This window comes from Allobosea sp. BH3, from assembly GCF_025499465.1.
Lineage (GTDB): Bacteria > Pseudomonadota > Alphaproteobacteria > Rhizobiales > Beijerinckiaceae > Allobosea.
This window is the reverse complement of the sequence record NZ_JAIMCA010000004.1, coordinates 240,750-265,783: the sequence shown is the minus strand read 5'-3', so window position 1 is coordinate 265,783 and position 25,034 is coordinate 240,750. Positions and strand designations below refer to the sequence as shown.

Here is a 25,034-nt window from a genome sequence, read left to right as displayed (position 1 = left end):
GATGCGCAAGCTTATTATCGTACAGGTGCGCTGGTAGGGGCCGGTTTCAACGAACCGGGCGTCCCCGACGCCAGCGCACGCCCAGGCCCCTCCGAGGGCCTTTTTTATTGCCCGCATCCCAGACAATCCAATCAGAAGAACAGCCCGAGGAGAGCGTTATGAGCGAGATGATGACCGGAGCCGAGATGGTCGTCCGCGCGCTTCAGGACCAGGGTGTCGAGCATCTGTTCGGCTATCCCGGCGGGGCCGTACTTCCGATTTACGACGCGCTCTTCCAGCAGGAGGCGGTGAAGCACGTGCTCGTCCGTCACGAGCAGGGCGCCGTGCACGCGGCCGAGGGTTATGCCCGCTCCGCGCCCGGCAAAGTCGGCTGCGTGCTCGTGACCTCGGGCCCCGGCGCGACCAACGCAGTCACCGGCCTGACCGACGCGCTGCTCGACTCGATCCCCCTCGTCGTCATCACGGGGCAGGTGCCGACGCATCTGATCGGGTCGGACGCGTTCCAGGAATGCGACACGGTCGGCATCACCCGCTCCTGCACCAAGCACAATTATCTGGTGAAGAGCATCCATGACCTGCCGCGCATCCTGCACGAGGCCTTCTACGTCGCCGCCAACGGCCGGCCGGGCCCGGTCGTCATCGACATCCCGAAGGACGTGCAGTTCGCGACGGGCGCCTATAGCCGCCCGCGCGACAACCAGCACAAGACCTACCGCCCGGTGGTCAAGGGCGACATCGAGAAGATCAAGGCGGCGGTCGAGCTGATCGCAGCCGCCAAGAAGCCTGTCTTCTACACCGGCGGCGGCGTCATCAACGCGGGCCCGCATGCGTCGGCACTGCTCAGGGAGCTGGCGCGGCTGACTGGCTATCCGGTGACCTCGACGCTGATGGGACTCGGTGCCTTCCCGGCCGCCGACAAGCAGTGGCTCGGAATGCTGGGCATGCACGGCACCTACGAGGCCAACCTCGCCATGCATGACTGCGACGTCATGATCAATATCGGGGCGCGCTTCGACGACCGGATCACCGGGCGGATCGATGGCTTCTCGCCGCGCTCGAAGAAGATCCACATCGACATCGATCCGTCCTCGATCAACAAGACGGTCAAGGTCGATATCGGCATCGTCGGCGACTGCGCGCATGTGCTGGAGGACATGGTCCGCATCTGGCGCGAGAGTGGCGCGCAGGTCGACAAGACCGCGCTTGCCGCATGGTGGACGCAGATCGATGGCTGGCGCGGGCGCAAGAGCCTCGCTTACAAGCGCTCCGACAGCATCATCAAGCCGCAATATGCGCTCGAACGCCTTCACGCGCTGACCAAGGATCGCGATACCTACATCACGACCGAGGTCGGGCAGCACCAGATGTGGGCGGCGCAGTATCTCCAGTTCCAGGAGCCGAACCGCTGGATGACCTCGGGAGGCCTCGGCACGATGGGCTACGGCCTGCCGGCGGCGATCGGCGTGCAGATGAAGCATCCCAAGGCGCTCGTCATCGACGTCGCCGGCGAGGCCTCGATCCTGATGAACATGCAGGAGATGTCGACGGCGGTGCAGTATCGCCTGCCGGTCAAGATCTTCATCCTTAACAACGAATACATGGGCATGGTGCGGCAGTGGCAGGAGCTGCTGCATGGCGGGCGCTATTCGGAGAGCTACTCGCAATCGCTGCCCGATTTCGTGAAGCTGGCGGAAGCCTATGGCGGCCATGGCATTCGCTGCGACGACCCCGCCGAGCTGGACGATGCGATCATGGAGATGATCGATACGCCCAAGCCCGTGATCTTCGACTGCCTGGTGGCGAAGGAAGAGAACTGCTTCCCGATGATCCCGTCGGGCAAGGCGCATAACGAGATGATCCTGCCGGATTTCGAAGGCGATACCGGTCTGATCATCGACGCCAAGGGCAAGCAGCTGGTTTGAGGTAACACCGTCATGTTCGGGCCTGACCCGAGCATCTCCGGAAAGAGCTTCGCGGGTCTGCGCTTCACTGCTCCGGAGAATGACGGCCACAGGGTTGGGGGAACGACATGGCCACGATCGGCCTGATCGGCGGAATGAGCTGGGAATCGACGGCGGTCTATTACCGGCTGCTCAATGAGGGTGTGCGGGAGCGGGCGGGCGGGCTGCATTCGGCCGACGTGCTGCTGCATTCGGTCGACTTCGCGCCCATCGCCGAGATGCAGGCGCAGGGCGATTGGGCGGCGGCGGGCGCGGCGCTGGCCGAGAGCGCGCGCCGGCTCGAGCGCGCCGGGGCCTCCTGCCTCGTGCTCTGCACCAACACGATGCACAAGGTGGCGGACCGGATCATCGGTGCGACGAACCTGCCTTTCCTGCATCTGGCCGATGTGACGGCGCGCGCGATCCTGGCTTCGGGCTCGCGCCGTCCGCTGCTGCTGGCGACGCGCTTCACCATGGAGCAGGCTTTTTATCGTGACCGGCTGAGAGCCTTCGGCGTGGAGGCACTGGTGCCTGCCGCGGAGGAGCGCGAGGCTGTCCATCGCATCATCTACGAGGAACTCTGCCGCGGGCGCATCGAGCCGGTCTCGCGGGCGCAATATCGTGCCATCGTCGAACGGGCGGTGCGCAAGCAGGGCTGCGACGGCGTCATCCTCGGCTGCACCGAGATCACGCTGCTGGTGTCGCAGGCTGATTTCGCCGTTCCCGTCTTCGACACCACCGCCCTGCATGTCGCCGCGGCGCTCGATTTCGCCGACCAAGTGGAGAGCGTCGCTGCATGAAACTGCTGATCGGCAACAAATGCTATTCTTCCTGGTCGCTTCGGGCCTGGCTCCTCATGCGGGCGACCGGCATCGCCTTCGAGGAGACGCTCGTGCTGCTCGACGCGCCCGGCTTCAAGGAGACGGTCTATGCCGAGGCTCCGCTGAGCGGCGGCACGGTGCCGACGCTGGTGGATGGCGACATCGCCGTCTGGGAGACGCTGGCGATCGCCGAGTATCTCCATGAAAAGCATCCCGCTGCCGGCATCTGGCCGCGCGAGCCGGCCGCCCGCGCCCATGCCCGTGCCGTTTCGAGCGAGATGCATGCGGGCTTCACGGCTCTGCGTGGCGCCTGCCCGATGAATCTCGGCAAGCGCTATGCCGCGCGCGACCGCGGCCCGGCCGTAACCCGCGACGTGGAGCGCATCACCACGATCTGGCGTGAGGCGCGCGAGCGCTTCGGCAAGGCCGGCTCGGGGCCGTTCCTCTACGGAAATTTCTCGGCGGCCGATGCGATGTTCGCGCCTGTCGTCACCCGCCTCGACACCTATGGCATCGCCGTCGACGCCGTCTCGCAGAGCTATATGCGGTCGATCCTGACGCTGCCGGCCTATCGGCAGTGGCTGGCGGCAGCGCTCTCCGAGCCCTGGATCGTCGCGCATGACGAGGTCGACGAGCCCGCCCTCGTCGATCTCCGCCATAGCTGAATCCTTTCCTGCTTAAACCTTGCCCGCTTAACCTCGCCCACAGGTCCGTCATGTCCAAGCCCGCGACCCATTACCCGAACGCCCCGAAATCCCAGCCGAGCGCGCGCCATACGCTGGCGGTGATCGTCGACAACGAGCCCGGCGTCCTCGCCCGTATCGCGGGGCTCTTCTCCGGGCGCGGCTACAACATCGAGAGCCTGACCGTCTCCGAGACGGAGCATGAGAAGCATCTCTCGCGCATCACCGTCGTGACGTCCGGCACGACTTCCGTGGTCGACCAGATCAAGGCGCATCTCGACCGGTTGGTGCCGGTGCATCGGGTCGTCGACCTGACGGAGCAGGGCGAGGCGCTGGAGCGCGAGCTGGCGTTGATCAAGGTTGTCGGCAAGGGCGAGCACCGCGTCGAGGCGATGCGGCTGGCTTCCGCCTTCGGAGCGCGCACGCTCGATGCCTCGCTGACCTCCTTCGTCTTCGAGCTGACCGGATCGACCGACGAGATCGAGCGCTTCATCAAGCTGATGACCGTGGTGGGCCTCACGGAAGTCTCGCGCACCGGCATCGCGGCGATGAGCCGCGGGCCCGAGGCGATGTAAGCATGGCGCTGACGCCGGAAGCCCTCAACCTGATCTCGCTCGGGCTCGGGATCGCGGGTTTCGCCTGCCTTGCGGGGCCCGTGATCATGCGAATGGGCGGCCGCGCGGCTGCCGAGCCGCCCGGCAGCGGCAAAATCCTGCGCTCGCCGCTCTGGTGGGCGGGCTTCGTGATGACCGTCGCGGCGATCATGCTGCAGCGTGTGGCGGCGCAGGGCGCCGCCGGCTGATTTCTTCAGCCCGCGAAGCCGCCTTTCTCGAGAAACGCCTGTTCCTCGGCGGTCGTCTCGCGCCCGAGGACCGGGTTGCGATGGGGGAAGCGGCCGAAATCGCGGATAATGTCGCGATGGATTTCGGCGTGTTTCACGCCGTCCGGGTCGCCGGCCGCCTGGCAGAGCGCGACGCAGCGATCCTGATCGGCGAGCGCTTCGGAATGCATGAACGGCATGTAGAAGAAGCGCTGCGCGGGCGGCTGGTAGGATGTGTCGAAACCGCGGGCGATGGCGCGCTGCGCGATGGCCAGCGCCTGCGCGTCCGTCGCAAAGGCCCTCGGGCTTCCCCTGAAGAGGTTGCGCGGAAACTGGTCGAGCAGGATGAGGAGCGCATAGGCCCCTTCCGGCGTCTGTTCCCAATCCGGCAGTTTTCCTGCGGCTGCGGCTTCATGCGCGGCGAAGAAGCGCGCCTTGATTGCCGCATCGAAGGCGTCGTTTTTGGCGAACCATTTCTCCGGACCGGCTTCGTGCCAGAAGGCGATCGTCTCGGCGGCGCTCGGCAAGGTCATCAGTGACGGTCTCCTGCTTTCTCTACGGGCGGAGATAGTTACTCGAAGCGGCCAAGCCAGGCCCGAATAACGCTTGCCCGCCATTCGCCGCTGCGCTAGATGGCTGAACCGTAACGTACGGTACTGGATTTTCCGATCCCATGACGCAGGCTGCCGCAGAGACGCAGGGCGAGGCGCTGACCGCGCGCCAGCAGGCCGTGCTCGACGCTGTGCTGAGCCTGATGGTCGAGAAGGGCAGCGGGCTGACCATGACCGCGGTGGCGCGGCGGGCGAGCTGCTCCAAGGAAACGCTCTACAAGTGGTTCGGGGACCGCGACGGCCTGCTGACCGCCACGGTGCAGTGGCAGGCCTCGAAGGTGAGGGCGGGCAATTACGACCGGCAGAAGCTCGATGCCGGTGCGCTGCGCGAGAGCCTGAAGCGCTTTGCGGCGAACTGGCTGGAAGTCATCTCCTCGCCGACCTCGATCGCGCTCAACCGCATCGGCGTCAGCCAGGCGGCCTCGCGCGACGGCAATCTCGGCTCGATCATGTTGGCCAATGGCCGCTTCGCCATCGGGGAACGGCTGAAGCCCGTGCTGGAAGCCGGGCGCGAGGCCGGGCTCATCGCCTTCGACGATACCGAGACCGCCTTCCGGACGCTGTTCGGCCTCGTCGGCCGCGACGTGCAGATCCGCCTGTTGCTGGGCGACCCGCTGACACTGAGCAGGGCCGAGATCGCAAGCGACGCTGAGCGTGCGACGGAACAGTTTTTCACCCTCTACGGCGCGGCATCAAATGAGCCGAGCCGCAGCAAGATCAACGCGTAACCCAAGGAGATACCGATGCGCGTTTATTACGATCGTGATGCCGACATCAACCTGATCAAGGGCAAGAAGGTCTGCATCGTCGGCTATGGCAGCCAGGGCCATGCCCATGCGCTCAACCTGCGCGATTCCGGCGTCAAGGACGTTGTCATCGCGCTGAAGGCGGGCTCGCCGACCCGCAAGAAGGCCGAGGAGGCCGGCTTCAAGGTGATGACGCCGTCCGAGGCCGCCAAGGTCTCCGACATCATGATGATGCTGACCCCGGACGAGCTGCAGGGCGACATCTATCGCGACGAGCTGCATGCCAACATGAAGCAGGGCGCTGCCCTTCTGTTCGCGCACGGCCTCAACGTGCATTTCAACCTGATCGAGCCCCGCAAGGACCTCGACGTGCTGATGGTCGCGCCGAAGGGCCCGGGCCACACTGTCCGCTCCGAATATCAGCGCGGCGGCGGCGTGCCGACCCTGATCGCGATCCATCAGGACGCCACGGGCAACGCCCATGACCTCGGCCTGTCCTACGCCTCGGCCAATGGCGGCGGTCGCGCCGGCATCATCGAGACGACCTTCAAGGAAGAGTGCGAGACCGATCTTTTCGGCGAGCAGGTCGTGCTCTGCGGCGGCCTCGTCGAGCTGATCAAGGCCGGCTACGAGACGCTGACCGAGGCGGGCTACGCCCCCGAGATGGCCTATTTCGAGTGCCTCCACGAGGTGAAGCTGATCGTCGACCTCATCTATGAGGGCGGCATCGCGAACATGAACTACTCGATCTCGAACACGGCCGAGTATGGCGAGTATGTTACCGGCCCGCGGATCATCACGGCCGAGACGAAGGCCGAGATGAAGCGCGTGCTGACCGACATCCAGTCGGGCAAGTTCACCCGCGACTGGATGCTCGAGAACAAGGTCAACCAGACCTCGTTCAAGGCGACCCGCGCCCGCTACGCCGCTCATCCGATCGAGGAAGTCGGCGCCAAGCTCCGCGACATGATGCCGTGGATCAAGGCCAAGGCGCTCGTCGACAAGTCGAAGAACTGAGTCGGCGGGGCGCGTCATGCTCGGGCTCGCCCCGAGCATCTGCTGACAAAGATTCTCGGGTCTGCGCTTCGCTTCGCCCGAGAATGACGCCTCGGTTTCCAATTTGATTCAACGCCTTGCGGGAATGATTCCGGATCTCCCGGCAAGGCTCTGAGATCATTTGATTAAAATGCTTCAGAAGGCGGCGCTGCGAGGCGCCGCCTTCTTGCTTCGGGCTATCGGAACCCACTGGCGCCGCCCGCGTTTCATTCTGCGAGGCATGGCCGAGAAGGCCAGCCTGAGGCCAGGGAGAACGATCATGGCGGTCGATACCAGACCCACAGAGCCGGAGACCGATCTCGAGCAATTGCGCGGCGGCGATCCGATACCGCCGATGCGGGCCGACGATCACAGCAATGCCGATCCGGCTGTGGAGACGCCCGTCGAGGCGCGGCAGGGCTTTCTCGACCGGCCGGTTCTGATGGTGCTGATCGGTGGGCTCGTGCTGGTCACCATGGCGTGGATCGTGGTCGACGCGCTGGTCTAGGCTTTGTTGTTTTCAGGTTTTTGTTCTTGCGGAGCCGTTCGTGTTTGCCCGCTCCAGGGGAGGCCGTGATGGAACTATTTCGCATTCTCGAAACGCCGGTGGCCATCCGCGTGATGATGGCGCTGTCGCTGGCAATGATGCTGGCGGTGGTCCTGGGCCTCGCCTGAGGTCCGTCTCGAAAGACGATCGCGAGGAAGCCTCCGGCGCTTGGCACCGGAGGCTTTTTGCTTGGGGAGTGCCGATCAGAAGGTGATCTTGTCCTTGATGTCGGCCTCGACATTCGCAGGCAGTGTTCCGCGTTTCACGAGGTCGGCGAAATCCTTGAACTTCGCCTTGTTGCGTTCCTCGATGATTTTCTTGGAACGGGCCTCGCCGACGCCCTTGAGCGTGTCGAGTTCGGCGGCGGTCGCGGTGTTGATGTTGATCTTCTTGACCTGCGCTGCCGGAGCAGCAGGGGCTGTCACAGGTGCGGCCGGCTTGGCGGCGGGAGCCTGCGTCGCGGTCTGGGCGAAGGCCTGACCGCCCATGGCGGCAAGCGCGACGAGGGGGAGCAGATAGCGTGACATCGTCATGACTGGACCTCGCGGGTCGGCCCGGAAACGTCGCATCCGCCGGGGGCCGGGTCCCTCCGCCGGACGACGCTGGCGGCGCGAGGCCGTTCAGCGTGTCGCGCCGGGCTCACCGTTGTGGCGTTCCGCGATGCGACGACGCGAATAAGCGCCTTTCGGTTTGAACGAGCCCCGAATGCTGCGTTCACCGGGCAGTCAGGTGACTGCTGTCTCAGCGCGCCATGAGCTCGCCGATGCGTCCTGCGCCGTAGAGCAGGGCGAAGCCCCAGGCGAAGGAGGCGAGCCAGTTCGCGATCTGGAAGGGCAAGAACGGCATATTCACGATACCTGCCACGATCGCGATGACCGCCCTGATCGGCCCGAAGAAGTGGCCGATCAGGATGCTGAGCACGCCCCATTTCTCGAAGAACGCGTGGCCGCGCTCCAGCATCTTCGGATTGTCGCGGAACGGCCAGTGATCGTCGACGCGGGGACCGAGGTAGAGCCCTGCCCAGTATGATACCCAGAAGCCGCTGCCTGCGCCCAGCGAAGCTGCAATTGCGAGCGGCACGAGGTTCATGCCCGACGCGCCAGCGACGGCTCCGAAAGCGGTGAAGAACACGGTCGCCGGGACCAACCAGGACAGTATCGCAACGCATTCTGCGAAGGCGATGGCGAACACGATCGGAATCGCCCATTGCTGATGCGTCCGCATGAACTCGACGAGCGTGTGCATGGCTTGATCGAGAATGGCCATTGCGGACGGCTCGGCTCCTGCTGACGGGCCCTGGCATATGGCCGCAGCCGGCCTGCGATGCAAGCGGGCCAGGGGCGGCGCCTGTGCTCCGCGCCGTTCAGAGACGTTGCCTTCCCTGACCGATCGCCTATTAATTTCAGCAACATTCAACAAGCTGGCCCGGGCTGGAGTGAAAACTCCAGGACAAGTGGCCGACGAGGAAACGGACTCTATGGAGTTGCAGGGTAACCCGCAGGCCGGTGCGGGAGCAGGAGCGCATGCGCCGGCCGAGCCGGCAGTTGCACTCGGCGGCGTCGACATCACCTTCCATCTCGCCGATGGCGGCCGCTATCAGGCTGTGAAGGGCATCGACCTTAACGTCTTCCCCGGGGAGTTCGTATCGATCGTCGGGCCGACCGGTTGCGGGAAGTCCACCCTGCTGAACGCGGCGGCCGGGCTGCTTACGCCTTCGACCGGCCGTGTCGACATCTTCGGCAAGCCCCTCGCGGGCCTCAACCGCCGCGCCGGCTATCTCTTCCAGCAGGATGCGCTGATGCCGTGGAAGACGGCGCTCGAGAACGTCAAGGTGGCGCTGGAGCCGATGGGCGTCTCCGACAAGGAAGCGGATCAGCGGGCGCGGGAATGGCTGGCGCGGGTGGGCCTGCGCACCTTCGTCGACCGCTATCCGCACATGCTCTCGGGTGGGCAGCGCAAGCGCGTCAGCCTCGCGCAGATGCTGATCCGCAATCCCGAAATCCTGCTGATGGACGAGCCCTTCGGGCCGCTCGACGCGCAGACCCGGCAGATCATGGGCAATCTCCTGCTCGATCTCTGGTCGCGGGACCGCAAGGCGCTGATGTTCGTCACCCACGATCTTGAGGAGGCGATCGCGCTCTCCGACCGTGTCGTGGTGATGTCGGCTGGGCCGGCGGCGGGCATCGTCGCCGACTACAAGGTAACGCTGCCGCGCCCGCGCGACATCGCCGACATCCGGCTGGAGAAGGCCTTCCACGAAATCCACCGCGATATCTGGACGTCCCTCAAGGTGGAGGTCCAGAAGGCCTATGCGATGGGCGAGGGGCGTGAGCTGGTCGGGGGAGACGTGTCGTGAAGCGGATCAAGCTCCTCTCGCTCCAGGTCCTGGTGATGCTGGTGTTCCTCGGCGCCTGGCATGTGGTTACGACCACGAGCCTGTTCGGCGATGTGAAGACGCTGCAGTTCTTCTTCTCGACACCGACGGCCGTGCTGACGCGCACCTTCAAGCAGCTCACCAGCGGCGACATCTACTGGCACCTGGGCATCACGCTGACCGAGACGGTGCTCGCCTTCGTCATCGGCTCGCTCGCGGGCATCCTTTTCGGCTTTGCGTTTGCGCGGCGCGAGCTGCTTTCTGCGGTGTTCGACCCTTACATCAAGGCGGCAAATGCGCTGCCGCGCGTGGTGCTGGCGCCGATCTTCGCGCTCTGGTTTGGGCTCGGCATCTGGTCGAAGGTGGCGCTCGGCTTCACGCTCGTCTTCTTCATTGTCTTCTTCAACGTCTATCAGGGCGTGCGCGAAGTCTCGCCGACGATCCTCGCCAATGCCCGCATGCTGGGCATGAACGAGCGCCAGCTGTTCAAGCATGTCTACTGGCCCTCGGCGCTGACCTGGATGTTCTCCTCGCTGCATACCTCGGTCGGCTTCGCGCTCGTCGGCGCGGTGGTGGGCGAATATCTCGGCTCCTCGGCGGGGCTTGGGTACAAAATCCACGAGGCCGAGAGCGTCTTTGACGTCACCGGCGTCTTCTCGGGCATGCTGATCCTGGCGATCTTCGTCATCGCCATCGATGCAGTGGTGACGCTGGTCGAGAAGCGGCTGCTGGTCTGGCGGCCGGGCCAGAGCGCCACGACGGCGTGAGGGGCAGCTTCGGTTGCCCTCACGCGGCAAACTCGCCTATCGTTTCCACTAAAGCGCTCGCCATAGAAGCGCATCATCACAAGATAATCGACCGGAGGTAACGCCTATGATCTTCACCCGCCGCGCGGCGCTGGCTGCGCTCGCCCTTTCCACGTCTCTGGGCTTCACGCCCTATGGCGCGCTGGCCCAGAACGCCGAGAAGCCCAATGTGACGCTCGGCGTCGGCGGCAAGCAGCTCCTCTACTATCTCCCGCTGACGATCGCGGAGAAGAAGGGCTTCTTCAAGGAGCAGGGGCTCGACGTTACGATCAACGATTTCGGCGGCGGCGCGAAGTCGCTGCAGGCGCTCGTCGGCGGCTCGGTCGACGTCGTCACCGGCGCCTATGAGCACACCATCCGCATGCAGGCGAAGGGACAGGACATCCGGGCCGTGATCGAGCTCGGCCGCTTCCCGGCGATCACCATCGCCGTGCGCAAGGACCTCGCCGACAAGGTGAAGTCCGCGGCCGACTTCAAGGGGCTCAAGATCGGCGTCACGGCGCCCGGCTCCTCGACGGCGCTGACGGCGCAGTACGCGATGGTCAAGGCCGGGCTGAAGGCGGCGGATGCGCCGATCATCGGCGTCGGCGCGGGCGCGAGCGCCATCGCCGCGATCAAGCAGAAGCAGGTCGACGTGATCTCGCATCTCGACCCCGTCACCTCGAAGCTGGAAGCCGATGGAGACGTCGTCTCGCTGATCGACACCCGCACCGAGGCCGGCACCAAGGCGCTGTTCGGCGGCTCCAACCCCGCGGCCGTGCTCTATCTCAAGAATGATTTCGCCGAGAAGAACCCGGTCACGACGCAGAAGCTCGTCAACGCCTTGATGAAGGCGCTGAAATGGGTCGAGACGGCGACGCCGGAAGATGTGGCGGCGCTGGTGCCGGAGGAATACCTGCTCGGCGACAAGCCGCTCTATCTGCGCGCGGTGAAGAACTCGCAGGAGGCCTATTCGCGCACCGGCATCTCCACGCCGGACGGCATGAAGAGCATGTACGATTCGCTGAAGTTGCTCGATCCCGAGCTGACCAACTCCAATGTCGACCTGTCGAAGACCTTCATCGACAGCTTCGCCAAGAAGGCGGCGTCGGGGTCCTAAGCCCTCGACACCCGGCAGCGCCTCGGTCACTATTCGCGCCTTACCCTAGGAGAGCGAAAGATGACCGAGCGCGCTGCGATCGAGACTTTGCTCAAGGACGCCTATCAGGCGCGGGTGCAAGGCGACCTCGAGAAGGTTATGTCCTACTTCCATCCCGAATGCCGCTTTCAGCTGATGGGGGCGCCCGAGATGATCCCGGCCTGCAGTCCCCATTGCGGCTGCGACGCCGTTCGCGAGCACATGGCCGGCCTCATCGAGACCTTCGGCTTCTCGAAGTTCGAGACGCTCGACCTGATCGTCGAGGGAGACCGCGCAGCCTATCGCTGGCGCGCCGACATCACCTTTCGCCCGACGGGGCGGACCCAGAATTTCGAAGCCCTCGACATCCTGACTTTCGAGGATGGCAAGGTGCGCAACATCACCCAGTTCACCGATACGGCGAGCGTGATGCAGTTGGCGGCGGCCTGATCCCAACCCGTTATCGTTGGCATCAACGCTTCCGATTTGCGCCCGGCGCGCCAATCGCTGGAGCATTTCCGCGCGGAATTGCTCCAGCCTCTTGGCCTGCCGCATTTTCTTCACGCGAACCGGTGTCCACTTCGCTCGAAAATGCTCTAGGTTCGCCGCGTCGTTTCGTTGAAGGCCGGCTTTGCCCATCATGAACATCCTCTCGATCCAATCGCATGTCGCCTATGGCCATGTCGGCAACGCTTCCGCCGTCTTCCCGATGCAGCGCCTCGGCGTCGAGGTCTGGCCGATCCATACGGTCCAGTTCTCGAACCACACCGGCTACGGCGCCTGGAAGGGCCGGGTCTTCGACGGCGGCATGATCGAGGAGGTGATGGAAGGCATCGTCGAGCGCGGCGCGCTCGCGACCTGCGACGGCGTGCTTTCCGGCTATATGGGCTCGGCCGATATCGGCCACGCGATCCTCTCCGCGGTGGAGCAGGTGAAAGCGGCGAACCCGAAGGCGCTGTATTGCTGCGACCCGGTGATCGGCGATGTCGGGCGCGGCATCTTCGTACGGCCGGGCATCCCGGAGTTCATGCGCGAGCAGGCCGTGCCGGCGGCCGACATCGTGACGCCGAACCAGTTCGAGCTCGAGCTCCTGACCGATACCGAGATCAGGACCGCGGCCGACGCCCATCGCGCCGTCGAGGCCTTGCGGGATGCCGGGCCGAAGGTGGTGATGGTGACCTCGCTCGCGACCGAGGAAACCCCGGAGGATGCGATCGACCTGATGGCCGCCGATGGGAAGGGAAGCTGGCGCGTGCGCACGCCGAAGCTCGACGTCAGCGTCAATGGCGCCGGCGACGCGATCGCGGCGCTGTTCTTCACGCATTATCTGCGCGAGGAGTCGGCGGCGACGGCGCTGGGCAAGGCGGCCTCTTCCATTTACGGCCTGCTGAAACGGACCAAGGAGGCCGGCTCCCGCGAGATCCTGACCGTGGCGGCGCAGGACGAGTTCGTCATGCCCACGCATGTCTTCACGCCGGAAGCGCTCTGAGTCGTTGCGATGAAGCTGCGTGTAGGGACCTTCAACGTCGAGAACCTGCTGACGCGCCATCGCTTCGACCCGGGCGGACGCTCGGAGACGGCGGCGGCGATGTCGCTTTTCCATTTCCCGCGCGCCGACGAGCGGGACGCGGTGGAGCGTTCGCTGGCGGTGGCGTTGGAGGACGACAAGCGCCAGATGACGGCGCTCGCCATCGCGGAGGCGCAGGCCGATCTTTGGATGCTGCAGGAAGTGGATTCTCTGGCGAGCCTGCAGGCCTTCTTCGCCAACTATGTCCACCGCATCGCCGACCACCGCTACGGCCATTTCACGCTGATGGACGGCAATGACCGGCGCAATATCGATATCGGCTTTGCCGCGCGGCGGGACCTGTTCGGCAACGGGCAGGTGAAGGTCCGCTCGCACAAGGATCTGACCTTCGCCGAAGCAGGAGTGCATGACCGCGATCTCGCCATGCTCGGCATCGGCCCGCACGGCAAGGTCTTCGCGCGCGACTGCCTGGAGATCGAGCTTTCGTTCGGCGGCCGGCGGCTTTCGCTCTTCGGCTGCCACTTCAAATCGATGAACAACGGGCGGGACGACGGCCGGGAAATGACGCTGCCGGTGCGGCGCGCCGAGGCGCGCGCCGTGAAATGGCTGGTCAAGCAGCGCTTCGGCGGCGGCTGGCACGAGGCGAACTGGATCGTGCTGGGAGACCTCAACGGCTATCGCTACAGCCTCGGCCCGCGGGCCGGGCCGGTCGACGAGGGTTCGAGCGGCATCGAGCCGTTGCTGGACGATTTCGCCGTCGATCCGATGCAGACCCTGCCGGCGCATGAGCGCTGGACGCATTTCCGCCGCTACTGGTCGGACCAGGAGGACAGGCTCGTCGACAGCCACATGCCGCTCGACTGCATCCTGCTCTCGCCCTCTCTCGCTGCCGCCAATCCGAAGTCTGCCATGCGGATGATCCGGCGCGGCCTGCCTTATCGCGTGCCGCTCGATCCGCGCGAGCCAGACCGCTCGATGGCGCGCCTCGCAACCTGCGCCGACCGCTATCCGCGCGTCGGCTGGGACAGGCCGAAGGCTTCCGACCATTGCCCCGTCACGATCGATCTCGAGATTCCGGCAGGATAGGCCCGATGAAACGCCGCTTCGTCACGCTCGATGTCTTCACCACCCGTCGCCATGCGGGTAACCCGCTGGCCGTGGTGCTGCAATCGGAGGGGCTGGACACCGAGGCGATGCAGGCCATCGCCAAGGAATTCAACCTGTCCGAGACCGTCTTCGTCGCGCCGCCGGAAAAGGCGGGCCACCGCGCCGCAATCCGCATCTTCACGCCGGGCGGCGAATTGCCTTTCGCCGGGCATCCGACCGTGGGCACGGCGGTCTGGCTCGCCCTCAGCGACGAGGCCGAGGGACGGCCTGCCGACCTGCTGGTGCTGGAGGAGAAGGTGGGGCCGGTCTCCTGTGCGGTCTCGATCAAGGGAAGCCACGCGGGCCACGCGACCTTCACTCTGCCAAGATTGCCGGAGCAGCTCGGGCAGCCCCTCGCGGATGCGTCTTTGTCTGAGGCACTTGGGCTCGATCCGGCCGATCTCGGCTTCGACGCGCACCGGCCGAGCCTCTTCTCCGCCGGTGTCGCGTATACGACCGTGCCTGTCGCCAGCCGCGAGGCGGTGGCCCGCGCACGGGTCGCGGGTGCCTTCGAGAGCATCATGGCCGGGTCACCGAACGGCAACGCCTTCGTCTATTGCCGCGAGACCGCCGAGGTGGGGCACAGCTATCACGCCCGCATGTTCTGGCCGGGATCGGGAATCGTCGAGGACCCGGCAACCGGCAGCGCCGTCGCCGCCTTCGCCGGCGCGATCATGGCCTATGACAAGCCGGAGGACGGCGACCATCGCTTCGTCATCGAGCAGGGCTACGAGATGGGCCGTCCGTCCCAGATCACGCTGGAGGTGAGCGTCAAGGATGGCGCGCTGGCCTCGGCGCGGATCGGCGGCTCCGCGATCGTGGTCAGCGAGGGCGTTCTGCTTTGAGCGATGACGTCGAGAACGGCCTGATCGTGCGGCTGTCGCGGGTCGATGCGCAGGTCGAGCCGTATGACTGGGCGTTCGCGCGCGAGAACGCGGCGATGATCGCAGCGCATTGGGCGAAGATCAGCGCCGGCAAGCCGGCGATGTTCAATGGCCGCATCATGCTGCAGCATCGCGCCGCGATCCGCGATGGTGTGTTCGAGGCCGGCTATTTCGAGACCGATTATGCCGCCTTCATGACCTGGCGGAATATCGGCCATCCCGGCCCCGTCGTCCGCAACGGCTTCGCGATGGCGGCGCTGCGTGCCAGTGACGGCGCCTTCCTGTGCGGGAAGATGGGCGAGCACACCGCCAATGCCGGCAAGGTCTATTTCGCCGCCGGCACGCCTGACCGCGGCGATGCCCGTCCCGACGGCACGCTCGATCTGGCCGGCAGCGTCACCCGCGAACTCGGCGAGGAAACGGGCCTGCGCATCGAGGAGCTTGCGATCGGCGAGGGCTGGACCGCGCTGATCGAACAGGGGCGCATCGCCTTCATGCGCGAGGTTCGCATCGACCGTCCAGCCGAGGAGGCGCGGGCGCTGATGCTGCGGCGGATGGAGCACCTCGAAGAGGAGGAACTCTCCGACATTGTGATCGTGCGCGATCTCGCCGAGACCGAAAACCACGACATGCCGCCCTTCATGCGCCGCTATCTCGCACATATCTTCGGAATTGACGATTTTTGCGCATAAGTATTGGCTTTGTGTGCAGAATTTGTCGCGCTTTATGCAGAAATGCGGTGCGATGCGGTGAAACGGTAAGGCGCCCGCGCTCCGTGCGACTTCCGCGCACCATTTCACACAGGGATCGTGCTTTCGGAAAGCGCCGCTTGGGAGATGGTGGGGGCTGAGAGATGCGACGGACCATCTCCCAGTCCCTCGGGCGCGCCAGGCAAGGCTCCACAAGGGCTGCGCGGCTAGGGAGAGTTTTCGAGGCCGCCCTAGCCGCTCCGTCGTCTTGACGAATCGAAGATTCCGAGCTGGCATCATAAATATAGTCGCTTGAATCTGATCAAATAATTTTCCGATTAAATCTTATTATTATTTATGAATGTCCAATAATTGTGAATTACAAAACTTGTTATTGGGTATACTATAGACAATATAACTCCGGTTAAAATTACATCTACGTTAAATACATTTACCATTACGTCAGATGCAATTGCTATAATTATTCCAAGTGCAGAGGTTACTGCAATGTATCTTAATCCATACTTCTTATGGTTATGTGATATCTTATATGTAATGATGGCGTGCCCAAAATATGATAGTAATAAACAAATTGAAAAGCTAATTAAGCTCGCCCATCCAGCTCGTAAGCCAATAAATCTTTCTCCTAATAATAAATTTATTAAAGAATACGATATTGTTACAAGCGCGCCTATGAGTGCGAATCGAGCAATCTTTATAAAATCATATTCACTCAGAATTTTCATGTGATTATCAGAGATGTTTTCGCTGGCGACGTCGATTAGTCGATCTTACAGTTTGATTCCCATGAAGCGCCGGCATCTTCCAATTTCGGATTGCCGGGCTTCCACAGCAACGTTTGTGATGCCGACCTCCCATAGACCGCAGCGTCGCTGCCGCAGGGGCCCTGCTCAAACCTCGATCCATTCCATCGGCTAAACCATCCTGGAAATGCTGCGTACCACCGGAAGCTCGGCGATCGCATATTCCAGACATCCGCCATCGCCTTGCGGTCGCCAGTCCGATTGTAAAGGGCCCATGCAGCGGCGCCTGAAATCTCCCAAGGAGCGGATGCGGGCGCAACGAACTGCCATTTGGTGTCACTGATGGCGATGAAGGCGCGATCGTTGCCTTGAAGGGAGACGATCTCCTCCGGAATTTGAGAAAGGCGGGTCATCTCGAATTGCCAAGCGCGAGCCCATTCATCAATGCGGTGCGACGATGAGATTCCGATGCCGATGATTATGGCGGCGATCGAAGCAATTCCAGCAATCGCCGACACTGGTCGGACAGCTAGCGCTTGCCACGCTAGGGCACTCAAAATGCCCATCCCAATTCCAGCGTATATCGTGAGGACCAATGAGGTCCTTGCCATTGGCCCTTCGGCCGCGAGGCCATAGCCGGCAAAGGCATACAGTATTCCTGCCGCAGCAATTGCACCGGAAACAACGACATAAAATGTCATGATCCGTACGATCCCGATCGTCGTCCTGGCAAATAGGAGGCTGGATGCCAACAGGGTCGCTAGCGAAACTCCCAACCAAGATGCATTCTCTCTTGTAGCGTTGCGATATATCTCCGCTAATCTCAGGTGGCCGCCGAAGAACAGATTCCACCAATCTGCATAAAATGATTTGTGGATTATGCCCGGGGCAAGCCGATTATATGCGATGCATCCAACGTTTATTAGAAATATGGTTGCCAGCAGAATCCATAATTTGCGGCCAATGTCTTTCCGGCCAAGCGCATATGCAATAGCTAGAATTGCAAATTCTTGAAAGTAAAGTGCTTCATAAGCAAGGTGCGACAGAGTCAGTAGTGCAGCGCCGCCGAGCATTCGGCTGCGGGTCAGATTTGCGCTCAGCAGCAGGACCATGCCGAAGCAAAAAAGCGGGACGGCCGGTATGGCAACGAGCATTCCGGTGCTCCACGCGAATATTCCGACGCTCGCTGGAAATAGTATGAAGCTGGTGGCGGAAACGCTGAGCCCGATCATTGCGGATGCGTGCGATACGCGAGAAGACGCGAGCGTGGCCTGCGTGAGTCGACCGACCGCAAGCCCGGTTATACCGAGCATCACGACATTCAGGATCTGAGCCCGGACGGGTGACCAGTCGGCGAGAAGCTGGGCGAGCCAGATAAAGGGAGCGGATGTCGGGCGCGTCGAAACGAGCGTGAATATGTCCGCAAAGGCCGTGATGCTCCCCACATTCGGGTGCAGCAAGACCATCCAGTCATCGCTGAAGAATCCGAGGCGAGCTGGCCATGCACCGGCAAGCCAGACAAGCGCTAAAACAGGAATTCCTAAGCAAGCAACATGCAATATCTTCGAGAGGTTTTGGTTAGTCATTATCGGCCATTGACTGCATCTAGTCCGGAATTTTCCGAGATTTGTTTCTGGCCGGCTTCATCGCCGTGCCCGACCGTCGCGGCGATCCTGTACTGCGTTCCGAACGGAAAAAACCGCAGCAATGAGTCGATCCATTCCGCAAGTCTTCCGTAAGGGGGGACCGTCAGAATGGATTCGATCGAGATCGAATCGCAGCCCGCCTGCTGCAGCAGGTTGCGAGTTTGGGATCGCTTCAACAAAACAGCATCGCGATCGAACGCGCAGTCCCCGACGACCTTTCGGGTCAAGGGGTGATCCGGATTGTGCTCGTAGATGATCACGCTACCGCCGCGTCTGGTCACGCGGCGAAGCTCGCCAACGAAACGCTGCCAATGCGCAGGCGGAACGTGGTGAAGAACACAGACGCAGAAAGTAGCGTCGAACGCCTGATCCGCGTAGGGGAGTGTCCCGCCATCGTACAGAGAGTACGCAACCTGTGGATTCCTGAGCACCGCTCGTTCTATGCATGCGGCGGACACATCCACCCCGCTCAACGAGCCGACATGCGGTACGAGATACGGATGGTAGTTGCCTACACCGCACCCCACGTCGAGCACGCTCAGGTGGCCAAGCGAACCGAAGATTCTGGTCAGATAGCGCAGAAGATTGTTGGCCTTGGCATGGGTGAACGCCTCCAGCTTCTTGCCAGAAAAGGCGATCGAGCGATTTACCGCATCGTCATACGTATCGCCATACTGATCAAATTCTTCGGCGACGGCTTTCTGCTGCGGATCCATCGATGCGCTCCCGTAGGTTGGCCTGGCATTGCGGCATCAATCCGCTTTTGGGCGGGAGAGGTTTTCTCGAACGGAGGTCAGGCTTGCCGCCAACTGGCGTATCGGCTCGATTCGATGCTCAATGATCGGGGCAGGAATGTGCCGGGTGTTCCGGAATATCCGACCGATGTACTCGCCGAGAATTCCGATAAAAGCTGCATTCATTCCCATCGATAAAAGAATCAGAATGACAATCGTCGTGAAACCCGGCGTCTGATCATCTGAGATGACGACGAACCAAAGTAAGTAGAAAATTATCGATATAAAAGAAATGAAGCTGAGTATAAATCCAAACAATGTGATAATTTCTAGCGGCTTCGTGGAATGGCTACAAATTCCATCCATTCCGAGCCGAATTAGCGACAATATCTTGAATTTGCTCGCTCCATTCGCTCGGCGATCGCGGTCGTAAGGAATTCCGATCTGCGGGTAACCGAGTTCGGCAATAGCTCCACGAATATATGGAGAATTGTCGCGCATTTCTCTAAGGTTTTCTATTACGATTCTATCGATAAGCCGAAAGTCACCAGCATCAACGGGAATGTCAACGTTACTAAGGCGATTGAGCGCTCTGTAGAACAGTCGCCTTAGGCCGCTCAATAACGAACTCTCCTGCCTCGTGCGTCGAACTCCGTAGACTACCTTATAGCCGCGCTCCCATGCCGAAAGGAATTCCGAAATCATTTCCGGCGGATCCTGCAAATCTGCGTCGATTTGAATCGCGGCTTCGCCCTTCGAGTTTAAGTAATTTGTTAATATAGACCTCTGAAATCCGAAGTTCTGCGTGAATCTAATGACTCTAATACGATTATCTTTTACAGCTTCAGTGGATAGTATCTCAAAAGTTCGATCATCGCTTGCATTGTCTGTGAAAATGAACTCGAAATCATATCGGTTGTTGATTTCCGTGATCGCGCGAAGGCGATCCAGTAGGGGGCCGATATTATCCTCTTCATTCAGAACAGGAATTGAGATCGAGATCAATCGGCGACGAATCTCCGATTTATTTGCCCCGTCGTCCTGAGATGGTGATGCGGCAGTCAACTAGCATACTCTTTTTTCAGGTGAATACGGAAGGAATCCGATTGATGCCAACGTGACGCGCTTATAGTCGAGGGTGCGGGTGCGCACCAGCGCCAAACCTCAGTGGCATATAGTGTTCTCCCGGCCGTGGCGGCGCGCATTTCCAATGCCCCCGATTTGGCTCTGCCGCAAATCGATTGCGCTCAAACTCGTGCTATCGAGCACGCGTCCGATCGAGAGGTCGCCTGTGGCGTCTGCCTGAAATCGGGCGATCTCATTGGTCGGATGATGGATGTGCCGATGCCGCACGCGTCAGCCGGCATCAGTCGCGGCTCGTGTCCATGTCTCGATTCAACTCTAGCGTTAGCACCATTTGAGACAGCTTCGCGCCGAATGGTCGCCGGACAAAGTCGAAAGCTGCAGATACGGCCTGCAAGATCGGCATCAAGGGATGATATATGGCCGGGCGGCTGGCCGATACGCGCACCAGCTTCATTCTTTGCAGGAGCGCCAGGAGTGAAGCGCTCCAGAAGGGGGCGCCTTGCGTGTAGGCAAAGCTCCTCAATCGTAAGCCGCTCATGTCGCTCAGCCGTTCGAGGCTCTCTTTCTTGAAGATAACGAAGTGCCTGGGCGTATGGTATCCTGCCCAAGATTGATGCCGGAAAATCCGAGCGTCGAGGCTGTCGAAATTGGGCGTCTTGATCCAGATCAGGCCATTTGGGCTGAGCAATCGAGCTGCCTTGGCCATCACTGCATGCGGATCGGCGACGTGTTCGATTAGATTGAGCATCAATATCAGATCGAACTGTCGATCGGCCACTTCGTAAGCTTCAAATCGGCCGAGAAAAAAGTCGTGGCCATTCCGCAATGCGATTTCCTTGGCGCCATCATCGATATCGATGACGGTACCGCGCGCTACGCGTGAATCGGCGCGCTTGACTTGGTCGACGAGCCAGCCCGTGCCGCCGCCAATATCAAGTATAGAAAGCTCTTGGCCGGGAATTTGTTGCGTCAATTGGCGCAGTGCGCGCCTATCGAGCCACTCTTTAAGCTGGACAACAAGGTTCTTCTTATTGTTCTGAAAAGAATAATAGTTTTTTGGGTATATTTTGTTGAGCTCTTGCGAGCGCATTGGGTCGACAAATAATATCCCGCATTCATCGCAAGCTCTGATGTCGTACACGTCGTCCGACGTAAAGTACTCGATATCCGTCGCCTTCGCATAAACCGACGTCGATTGCGAGCTGCAAAGCGGGCAGGTGGGGAATTGAGCGGTCATCAACGTTGATTTATCTAAAGCGAAAGGAGCTTGAGAAAAGTCGTCATATAGGTTGTCCGCCGTCGCTCGATGTATGCTCTGGCTGGCGTTTGCATCAGGAACCGCTCAAATTCCGGCAAGTTGGTGTAGGAGATTGACGGCTCCCAATGATGCAGGAGATGGCGATTGAAGCCCGCCCCTCCGAACGTCGAAGAGAACGCACCGTCGGGGAACAGTCGAGTGATTGCGCCATGAGAGATCTTAGTAAAATCGGTGTCCGGCATCGCATTTTCGTCGCGATGTTCCAGGACCTGCCGCAAGGCGCCTAGAAACGGGAACACCATGCCTACCCCGACAAGCCAAGCGATCGAAACCCACCAATAGCCAAGCCAGTAGGCGATCGCGACAATGCCACCGTGAACGATGGGGGCTGTCACGAGCGCCCAGTTGAATGGAAGATCAGTCGCGCTTCCAACTTGCCTTTCGGCCGCGTCGGCGACAGCGCTCTTTCTCGCGAAAACGACCTCGGCGGCCCTGATGCCGAATAGGCCCTTGACGAAGAAGGTCAGATTGAGAGGAAAAAAGTAGGAGTGTTCGCTGTCTTCGGGGGTGCCCAGCGCGCGGTGGTGTTGAAAATGCACTGTCCGATAGGCGGCGACATTAGTTCCAATCATCCAGGCAATGAGGAGATTGCAGATACGATCGCTTTTTGCTCGCGTCGGCGCGAGATTGTAGTGCGCACCCTCATGTATAAAGAGCTGGAGGTAGGCAATCCAATAGCCAACAGACACTGCTCCGACCCCGGCGGCAACGCCAGCCCAAACGCCGACAGCAGGCATTGCTGCTGTCCCCAGCAAGGTTACCGCGAGGGCGAGATAGCCTAATGCAATGTCTCGCCCAATTTTTCTGTAGTCTGGCTTCAGCGATTTCAGGAAGCTTTTATACGAGTAGTTTTCCGCGCTCCAAAGTTCGCGTCGGAGGGGCGCGAAATTGCCGGAAAAATCATCGAACGGTTCGGCACTCATCGTCCTTCTCCGTTTCGCCGAGGCGACCCCAGCAGGCTATTCGTCCATCGATGTCAATGGAGGCAAGTTGCCGTTAACGCCGCCTTTGGCCGGTGTCGAGCGATCATTTTTTTGGGTGGCTATAATCCAGCCGGACGGTTCGAAGAACCTCGATTTTGGGCCGGCGCGCATTTTCGGCGCAGCCCGAGCTTGCAGAGGATGATGTGGCCCTGGGCTTCATCCTGCAGCGTGGACACAGGAGCCCCCCGTTATTGCGCTGCGGCGAACAACGCTGCGGCGACCCGCGAGAGCCAGGCCAGCCGCTGCATGTTATAGACGAGGTTGGCCATGCCGACTTTCGTCTTCGCCCTGGCAAGGCCGACGGTGCGAACGTAGAGGCCCATCCTCGCCTTTTGCTCGGCAGAACATGCTCAACGCGGGAGCGGACCTTCGACTTTGCGTCGTTGGCCTGCGCGGCGCCTCCGGCACCGGCGGCCCTTCGGCTCTTACGGTGGTCGCGGCTGACAGCCGTGCCTGTCGAGGAAGGCCTCGTTGGCGGCCGGGCGGTAGGCCGTCTCTACAGAACCTCTTAGTTCGCCCTCGACCTCCGCGGTACGGCCGAACAATAGGCGTGGCCGTCGAGCAACAACGCCAAGGGATCGTTGTCGACGCTCTCTGGCGCCGAGATCCGGGCACGGGCGACCGGTGACAGGCCGAGCGCCTCACCGGCCAGGTGCATCTCCCGCGCTGCGAGGTTCTGGATCCGGATCAGCGGCGACATTGCCAACTGGCCGGTCGAGCCCCTGCTGAACATCGACAACGCCGCGATCTTGCGCTGGCATTCCCGGAACCGCGACCACGCCACCGTCATCCTCTCGACGGCCTGGCTGTTGGCCAGCGTCAGCAAGCCGGGCGGCATGCCGGCCTCTATCTGACGCCAAAGCCCGCGCTGCTCGTCATCGAGGTGGTCCGGCATCAGCGGGCGGCCGCGGCTCTCGACGCTGGCGGGGATGGCTCGCTTGCCCCGATTGCCTTCCAGCCTGCGGATGCGGCTGGGTTTCGGTGGACGTCCTGCGGTCATCAGAAGGGGCTCCGGAGGGGCTGTTCTGGCGCGGCTACGGCCATTGTGGCGCCGTAGATCCCAAAATTTCCACCAATTTTGCGGATCCGCGAACATGGGGCCACGGGTTGGTTCAGGTCGGCCCGGCCCGGCCTTTTTGACCTCCCCCCCGGCCTGGTCGGCTCCCGATTTTTCGCCGCGCCGGTCGCATTCGACTGGACTGTCTCCGCCAGGAGACGATCGGCGGTTGCAACAATGTTGCTCTGCCGGTCGTTTAAGGCTCGCATCCTCTGGCGTCGGCTCGTCCACTTTCCAGCCGGACAGGATCAATTGCTTGAGCGCGGGCTGGCGCGCCACGGCCAGCCTCACCAGTCGGGCCGGAAGCTTCCATCGAGCGGGTGCGCCAGGACCACGCCGTGATCGGTCGCCCCGATCACACCTCCAAGCTGATAGATCTCACGAATGATGTCCGCAGCGTCCATCGTTCTTTCTCCCCTGTCTTTGGGTTGCACGGATTGGTGGTGAGGAAGCATCAGCCCGCAGGCGGCATGGCACCGGCCGGTGCGTCATTGCGCCATTGGGCGCCGTTAAAAAGATCAATGATGGCGCGTGCCAATGCGCCATTGATATTATAGACGCCCGATCAATAACGGCGCAGGCCCGTTTTGCGCCATTAGCGCGCCATTGAAATCGGGTTAATGGCGCAACCCTCATGACGGCCTCCGAGCGTTGACGACCGATAATCCCTTGACCGGTTTTCGGGTGCTCGGATTGTCATATACCTCGACGGAGAGAAGCTCCGACTTGAGCCAGGTCTGGATCATCTGGCGGCACGGTCCCTCGTCCTTGCCGCAGTGCTTCTGGACCACGCGCCAGGCCGGCCGGTCGGTGTTAGGGGCGTTGCTGTAGCGGTTGCCATCGGGCAGGCCGGCATCGAGCTCGTCGAGGATTCGATTGATGATCACGCTGCTGACATCAGCGAACAGTTCCGGCGGGATCCAGACCTCGACGGTCTGCACGGAATCACCGTTCGGATAGAGCTCGGTGCCATTGCCGATGTCGACGCCGACCAGCCGGAACCAGGACGCCTCGGCCGAAGGGACGATGTTCACCTTGGCGTCGTCGACACGGACCAGCCTGCGGCGCTCGACCTCGTCGATGCCGAACGCCTTGGCCTCGTCGGCGCTCATCGGTGTCAGCGTGCGGACCAACCGAAAGGCATCTTTCAAGGACGAGGCGCTGCGCCCCTTACTGGCGTTGCCGGGGTCGGGCGGTCCCTTGCTCATGTGATGCGGCGCATCGATCGCGATACCGAAGCTGAGCGCCATTGCGGTGAAGATCGAGGCGACCTCATCGATGCCGTTGTTGTTGTTTTCCGGCACGCCATGCGTCTTGATGAAGGGGTCGAGCAGGACCAGATCGATCCCGCGATTGATGATGGTGTTGACGAGCTTCGCGCCCAGTTTGCCGGGCACCGGCTGTCCCTTCGGGTCGAGCACCATCAGCTTGCCATCCTTCGTGCCGAGTGCCGCCAGGAAGAGCCAGCCTTTGAGCTCGCCGCGTTCGATGCCGTGATGAATCCGCGCGGCCAGGATCCGGCGGCGCAGTTCATCCGCGCCATCTTCGAGGCTGGCGATCAGGACGGGCGCTGGCACGCTGGTTTTTCGGTGATGCAGAGATCCCGCTTCTTCGCGATGTAACATTGCGTCAAGATCGTAGCACAGGCGGCCTAGTGCGGCAGGCTACGAGCCTTGCCGCCTACATGGCGGTCTCAGCT

The 25,034-nt window shown here is 61.9% G+C and carries 28 protein-coding genes; 16 read left to right on the top strand and 12 right to left on the bottom strand.

What is annotated here, in order from left to right; translation table 11 throughout:
• Positions 1–158: 158 nt before the first annotated feature.
• From BoBH3_RS14120 to BoBH3_RS14100, 5 genes are all read left to right on the top strand, one after another.
• A complete protein-coding gene (locus BoBH3_RS14120; protein ID WP_262331453.1) occupies positions 159–1,922 on the top strand; it encodes an acetolactate synthase 3 large subunit in 1,764 nt (587 codons plus the stop codon).
• 107 nt (positions 1,923–2,029) lie between these two features.
• Positions 2,030–2,740, top strand: a complete 711-nt coding sequence (locus BoBH3_RS14115) for an aspartate/glutamate racemase family protein (protein WP_262331452.1) — start codon at positions 2,030–2,032, stop codon at positions 2,738–2,740.
• Positions 2,737–3,426 carry a glutathione S-transferase family protein gene (locus tag BoBH3_RS14110; protein WP_262331451.1) on the top strand — a complete coding sequence of 230 codons (690 nt, stop codon included), beginning with the start codon at positions 2,737–2,739 and terminating at the stop codon, positions 3,424–3,426. The genes BoBH3_RS14115 and BoBH3_RS14110 overlap by 4 nt, the downstream gene beginning before the upstream one ends.
• Positions 3,427–3,476: 50 nt before the next feature.
• Positions 3,477–4,019, top strand: coding sequence for an acetolactate synthase small subunit (ilvN, locus tag BoBH3_RS14105; protein ID WP_262331450.1), 543 nt, complete (start codon positions 3,477–3,479; stop codon positions 4,017–4,019).
• A gap of 2 nt (positions 4,020–4,021) precedes the next feature.
• On the top strand, positions 4,022–4,246 hold the full coding sequence (locus BoBH3_RS14100; RefSeq protein ID WP_262331449.1) for a hypothetical protein: 225 nt from the start codon (positions 4,022–4,024) through the stop codon (positions 4,244–4,246).
• A 5-nt stretch (positions 4,247–4,251) separates the two neighbouring features.
• Here the strand turns inward: BoBH3_RS14100 and BoBH3_RS14095 are convergent, their stop codons facing one another.
• Positions 4,252–4,797 carry a DUF924 family protein gene (locus tag BoBH3_RS14095; RefSeq protein ID WP_262331942.1) on the bottom strand — a complete coding sequence of 182 codons (546 nt, stop codon included), beginning with the start codon at positions 4,795–4,797 and terminating at the stop codon, positions 4,252–4,254.
• A 140-nt stretch (positions 4,798–4,937) separates the two neighbouring features.
• Between BoBH3_RS14095 and BoBH3_RS14090 the strand changes: the two genes are divergently transcribed.
• From BoBH3_RS14090 to BoBH3_RS14080, 3 genes are all read left to right on the top strand, one after another.
• The gene (locus BoBH3_RS14090) at positions 4,938–5,603 is read left to right on the top strand and encodes a TetR/AcrR family transcriptional regulator C-terminal domain-containing protein (protein ID WP_262331448.1); all 666 of its coding nucleotides are present in this window, start codon (positions 4,938–4,940) and stop codon (positions 5,601–5,603) included.
• A 15-nt stretch (positions 5,604–5,618) separates the two neighbouring features.
• Complete coding sequence (ilvC, locus tag BoBH3_RS14085; protein WP_262331447.1) at positions 5,619–6,638, top strand: ketol-acid reductoisomerase; 1,020 nt, start codon at positions 5,619–5,621, stop codon at positions 6,636–6,638.
• Positions 6,639–6,936: 298 nt separating this feature from the next.
• A complete protein-coding gene (locus BoBH3_RS14080; protein ID WP_262331446.1) occupies positions 6,937–7,164 on the top strand; it encodes a hypothetical protein in 228 nt (75 codons plus the stop codon).
• Positions 7,165–7,406: 242 nt separating this feature from the next.
• Here the strand turns inward: BoBH3_RS14080 and BoBH3_RS14075 are convergent, their stop codons facing one another.
• A complete protein-coding gene (locus BoBH3_RS14075) occupies positions 7,407–7,736 on the bottom strand; it encodes a ComEA family DNA-binding protein (protein ID WP_262331445.1) in 330 nt (109 codons plus the stop codon).
• 208 nt (positions 7,737–7,944) lie between these two features.
• Positions 7,945–8,469 (bottom strand): DedA family protein, encoded by a 525-nt coding sequence (locus tag BoBH3_RS14070; protein WP_262331444.1) that lies wholly within the window; start codon positions 8,467–8,469, stop codon positions 7,945–7,947.
• 211 nt (positions 8,470–8,680) lie between these two features.
• Here BoBH3_RS14070 and BoBH3_RS14065 point away from each other — a divergent pair, with 211 nt between their 5' ends.
• The 8 genes from BoBH3_RS14065 (at position 8,681) to BoBH3_RS14030 (ending at position 15,750) form a co-directional block, all read left to right on the top strand.
• On the top strand, positions 8,681–9,559 hold the full coding sequence (locus BoBH3_RS14065; RefSeq protein ID WP_262331443.1) for an ABC transporter ATP-binding protein: 879 nt from the start codon (positions 8,681–8,683) through the stop codon (positions 9,557–9,559).
• Complete coding sequence (locus BoBH3_RS14060; RefSeq protein ID WP_262331442.1) at positions 9,556–10,344, top strand: ABC transporter permease; 789 nt, start codon at positions 9,556–9,558, stop codon at positions 10,342–10,344. Before BoBH3_RS14065 ends, BoBH3_RS14060 begins: the two co-directional genes overlap by 4 nt.
• 106 nt (positions 10,345–10,450) lie before the next feature.
• On the top strand, positions 10,451–11,482 hold the full coding sequence (locus BoBH3_RS14055) for an ABC transporter substrate-binding protein (RefSeq protein WP_262331441.1): 1,032 nt from the start codon (positions 10,451–10,453) through the stop codon (positions 11,480–11,482).
• A 60-nt stretch (positions 11,483–11,542) separates the two neighbouring features.
• A complete protein-coding gene (locus tag BoBH3_RS14050) occupies positions 11,543–11,950 on the top strand; it encodes a nuclear transport factor 2 family protein (RefSeq protein WP_262331440.1) in 408 nt (135 codons plus the stop codon).
• A gap of 190 nt (positions 11,951–12,140) precedes the next feature.
• Positions 12,141–12,989: a pyridoxal kinase PdxY gene (pdxY, locus tag BoBH3_RS14045; protein WP_262331439.1), complete on the top strand. Its 849-nt coding sequence runs from the start codon at positions 12,141–12,143 to the stop codon at positions 12,987–12,989.
• 9 nt (positions 12,990–12,998) lie between these two features.
• A complete protein-coding gene (locus BoBH3_RS14040; protein WP_262331438.1) occupies positions 12,999–14,114 on the top strand; it encodes an endonuclease/exonuclease/phosphatase family protein in 1,116 nt (371 codons plus the stop codon).
• A 5-nt stretch (positions 14,115–14,119) separates the two neighbouring features.
• Positions 14,120–15,019 (top strand): PhzF family phenazine biosynthesis protein, encoded by a 900-nt coding sequence (locus BoBH3_RS14035; RefSeq protein WP_262331437.1) that lies wholly within the window; start codon positions 14,120–14,122, stop codon positions 15,017–15,019.
• Complete coding sequence (locus BoBH3_RS14030; RefSeq protein ID WP_262331436.1) at positions 15,016–15,750, top strand: NUDIX hydrolase; 735 nt, start codon at positions 15,016–15,018, stop codon at positions 15,748–15,750. Before BoBH3_RS14035 ends, BoBH3_RS14030 begins: the two co-directional genes overlap by 4 nt.
• 335 nt (positions 15,751–16,085) lie before the next feature.
• Here BoBH3_RS14030 and BoBH3_RS24540 read toward each other — a convergent pair whose 3' ends face one another.
• The 9 genes from BoBH3_RS24540 to BoBH3_RS13990 form a co-directional block, all read right to left on the bottom strand.
• Positions 16,086–16,493 carry a GtrA family protein gene (locus BoBH3_RS24540; protein WP_410050600.1) on the bottom strand — a complete coding sequence of 136 codons (408 nt, stop codon included), beginning with the start codon at positions 16,491–16,493 and terminating at the stop codon, positions 16,086–16,088.
• 35 nt (positions 16,494–16,528) lie between these two features.
• Complete coding sequence (locus tag BoBH3_RS14025) at positions 16,529–18,097, bottom strand: hypothetical protein (RefSeq protein ID WP_262331435.1); 1,569 nt, start codon at positions 18,095–18,097, stop codon at positions 16,529–16,531.
• Positions 18,097–18,873: a class I SAM-dependent methyltransferase gene (locus BoBH3_RS14020; protein WP_262331434.1), complete on the bottom strand. Its 777-nt coding sequence runs from the start codon at positions 18,871–18,873 to the stop codon at positions 18,097–18,099. Before BoBH3_RS14020 ends, BoBH3_RS14025 begins: the two co-directional genes overlap by 1 nt.
• Positions 18,874–18,909: 36 nt before the next feature.
• The gene (locus BoBH3_RS14015) at positions 18,910–19,956 is read right to left on the bottom strand and encodes a glycosyltransferase family 2 protein (protein WP_262331433.1); all 1,047 of its coding nucleotides are present in this window, start codon (positions 19,954–19,956) and stop codon (positions 18,910–18,912) included.
• Positions 19,957–20,257: 301 nt separating this feature from the next.
• Complete coding sequence (locus tag BoBH3_RS14010; RefSeq protein ID WP_262331432.1) at positions 20,258–21,214, bottom strand: class I SAM-dependent methyltransferase; 957 nt, start codon at positions 21,212–21,214, stop codon at positions 20,258–20,260.
• Positions 21,215–21,228: 14 nt separating this feature from the next.
• The gene (locus BoBH3_RS14005) at positions 21,229–22,218 is read right to left on the bottom strand and encodes a fatty acid desaturase family protein (protein ID WP_262331431.1); all 990 of its coding nucleotides are present in this window, start codon (positions 22,216–22,218) and stop codon (positions 21,229–21,231) included.
• 248 nt (positions 22,219–22,466) lie between these two features.
• Positions 22,467–22,601 carry a hypothetical protein gene (locus BoBH3_RS14000; RefSeq protein WP_262331430.1) on the bottom strand — a complete coding sequence of 45 codons (135 nt, stop codon included), beginning with the start codon at positions 22,599–22,601 and terminating at the stop codon, positions 22,467–22,469.
• Positions 22,602–22,786: 185 nt separating this feature from the next.
• On the bottom strand, positions 22,787–23,278 hold the full coding sequence (locus tag BoBH3_RS13995) for a phage terminase small subunit P27 family (RefSeq protein ID WP_262331429.1): 492 nt from the start codon (positions 23,276–23,278) through the stop codon (positions 22,787–22,789).
• Between the two features lie 689 nt (positions 23,279–23,967).
• On the bottom strand, positions 23,968–24,912 hold the full coding sequence (locus BoBH3_RS13990; RefSeq protein ID WP_262331428.1) for a helicase RepA family protein: 945 nt from the start codon (positions 24,910–24,912) through the stop codon (positions 23,968–23,970).
• Positions 24,913–25,034 lie beyond the last annotated feature (122 nt).

Excerpts from the sequence above, each read along its gene's own strand:
- BoBH3_RS14120 (WP_262331453.1), top strand. The coding sequence starts at position 159 with ATGAGCGAGATGATGACCGGAGCCGAGATGGTCGTCCGCGCGCTTCAG.
- BoBH3_RS14115 (WP_262331452.1), top strand. The coding sequence starts at position 2,030 with ATGGCCACGATCGGCCTGATCGGCGGAATGAGCTGGGAATCGACGGCG.
- BoBH3_RS14110 (WP_262331451.1), top strand. The coding sequence starts at position 2,737 with ATGAAACTGCTGATCGGCAACAAATGCTATTCTTCCTGGTCGCTTCGG.
- ilvN (WP_262331450.1), top strand. The coding sequence starts at position 3,477 with ATGTCCAAGCCCGCGACCCATTACCCGAACGCCCCGAAATCCCAGCCG.
- BoBH3_RS14100 (WP_262331449.1), top strand. The coding sequence starts at position 4,022 with ATGGCGCTGACGCCGGAAGCCCTCAACCTGATCTCGCTCGGGCTCGGG.
- BoBH3_RS14095 (WP_262331942.1), bottom strand. The coding sequence starts at position 4,797 with ATGACCTTGCCGAGCGCCGCCGAGACGATCGCCTTCTGGCACGAAGCC.
- BoBH3_RS14090 (WP_262331448.1), top strand. The coding sequence starts at position 4,938 with ATGACGCAGGCTGCCGCAGAGACGCAGGGCGAGGCGCTGACCGCGCGC.
- ilvC (WP_262331447.1), top strand. The coding sequence starts at position 5,619 with ATGCGCGTTTATTACGATCGTGATGCCGACATCAACCTGATCAAGGGC.
- BoBH3_RS14080 (WP_262331446.1), top strand. The coding sequence starts at position 6,937 with ATGGCGGTCGATACCAGACCCACAGAGCCGGAGACCGATCTCGAGCAA.
- BoBH3_RS14075 (WP_262331445.1), bottom strand. The coding sequence starts at position 7,736 with ATGACGATGTCACGCTATCTGCTCCCCCTCGTCGCGCTTGCCGCCATG.
- BoBH3_RS14070 (WP_262331444.1), bottom strand. The coding sequence starts at position 8,469 with ATGGCCATTCTCGATCAAGCCATGCACACGCTCGTCGAGTTCATGCGG.
- BoBH3_RS14065 (WP_262331443.1), top strand. The coding sequence starts at position 8,681 with ATGGAGTTGCAGGGTAACCCGCAGGCCGGTGCGGGAGCAGGAGCGCAT.
- BoBH3_RS14055 (WP_262331441.1), top strand. The coding sequence starts at position 10,451 with ATGATCTTCACCCGCCGCGCGGCGCTGGCTGCGCTCGCCCTTTCCACG.
- BoBH3_RS14050 (WP_262331440.1), top strand. The coding sequence starts at position 11,543 with ATGACCGAGCGCGCTGCGATCGAGACTTTGCTCAAGGACGCCTATCAG.
- pdxY (WP_262331439.1), top strand. The coding sequence starts at position 12,141 with ATGAACATCCTCTCGATCCAATCGCATGTCGCCTATGGCCATGTCGGC.
- BoBH3_RS14040 (WP_262331438.1), top strand. The coding sequence starts at position 12,999 with ATGAAGCTGCGTGTAGGGACCTTCAACGTCGAGAACCTGCTGACGCGC.
- BoBH3_RS14035 (WP_262331437.1), top strand. The coding sequence starts at position 14,120 with ATGAAACGCCGCTTCGTCACGCTCGATGTCTTCACCACCCGTCGCCAT.
- BoBH3_RS24540 (WP_410050600.1), bottom strand. The coding sequence starts at position 16,493 with ATGAAAATTCTGAGTGAATATGATTTTATAAAGATTGCTCGATTCGCA.
- BoBH3_RS14025 (WP_262331435.1), bottom strand. The coding sequence starts at position 18,097 with ATGACTAACCAAAACCTCTCGAAGATATTGCATGTTGCTTGCTTAGGA.
- BoBH3_RS14020 (WP_262331434.1), bottom strand. The coding sequence starts at position 18,873 with ATGGATCCGCAGCAGAAAGCCGTCGCCGAAGAATTTGATCAGTATGGC.
- BoBH3_RS14010 (WP_262331432.1), bottom strand. The coding sequence starts at position 21,214 with ATGACCGCTCAATTCCCCACCTGCCCGCTTTGCAGCTCGCAATCGACG.
- BoBH3_RS14005 (WP_262331431.1), bottom strand. The coding sequence starts at position 22,218 with ATGAGTGCCGAACCGTTCGATGATTTTTCCGGCAATTTCGCGCCCCTC.
- BoBH3_RS14000 (WP_262331430.1), bottom strand. The coding sequence starts at position 22,601 with ATGGGCCTCTACGTTCGCACCGTCGGCCTTGCCAGGGCGAAGACGAAA.
- BoBH3_RS13995 (WP_262331429.1), bottom strand. The coding sequence starts at position 23,278 with ATGACCGCAGGACGTCCACCGAAACCCAGCCGCATCCGCAGGCTGGAA.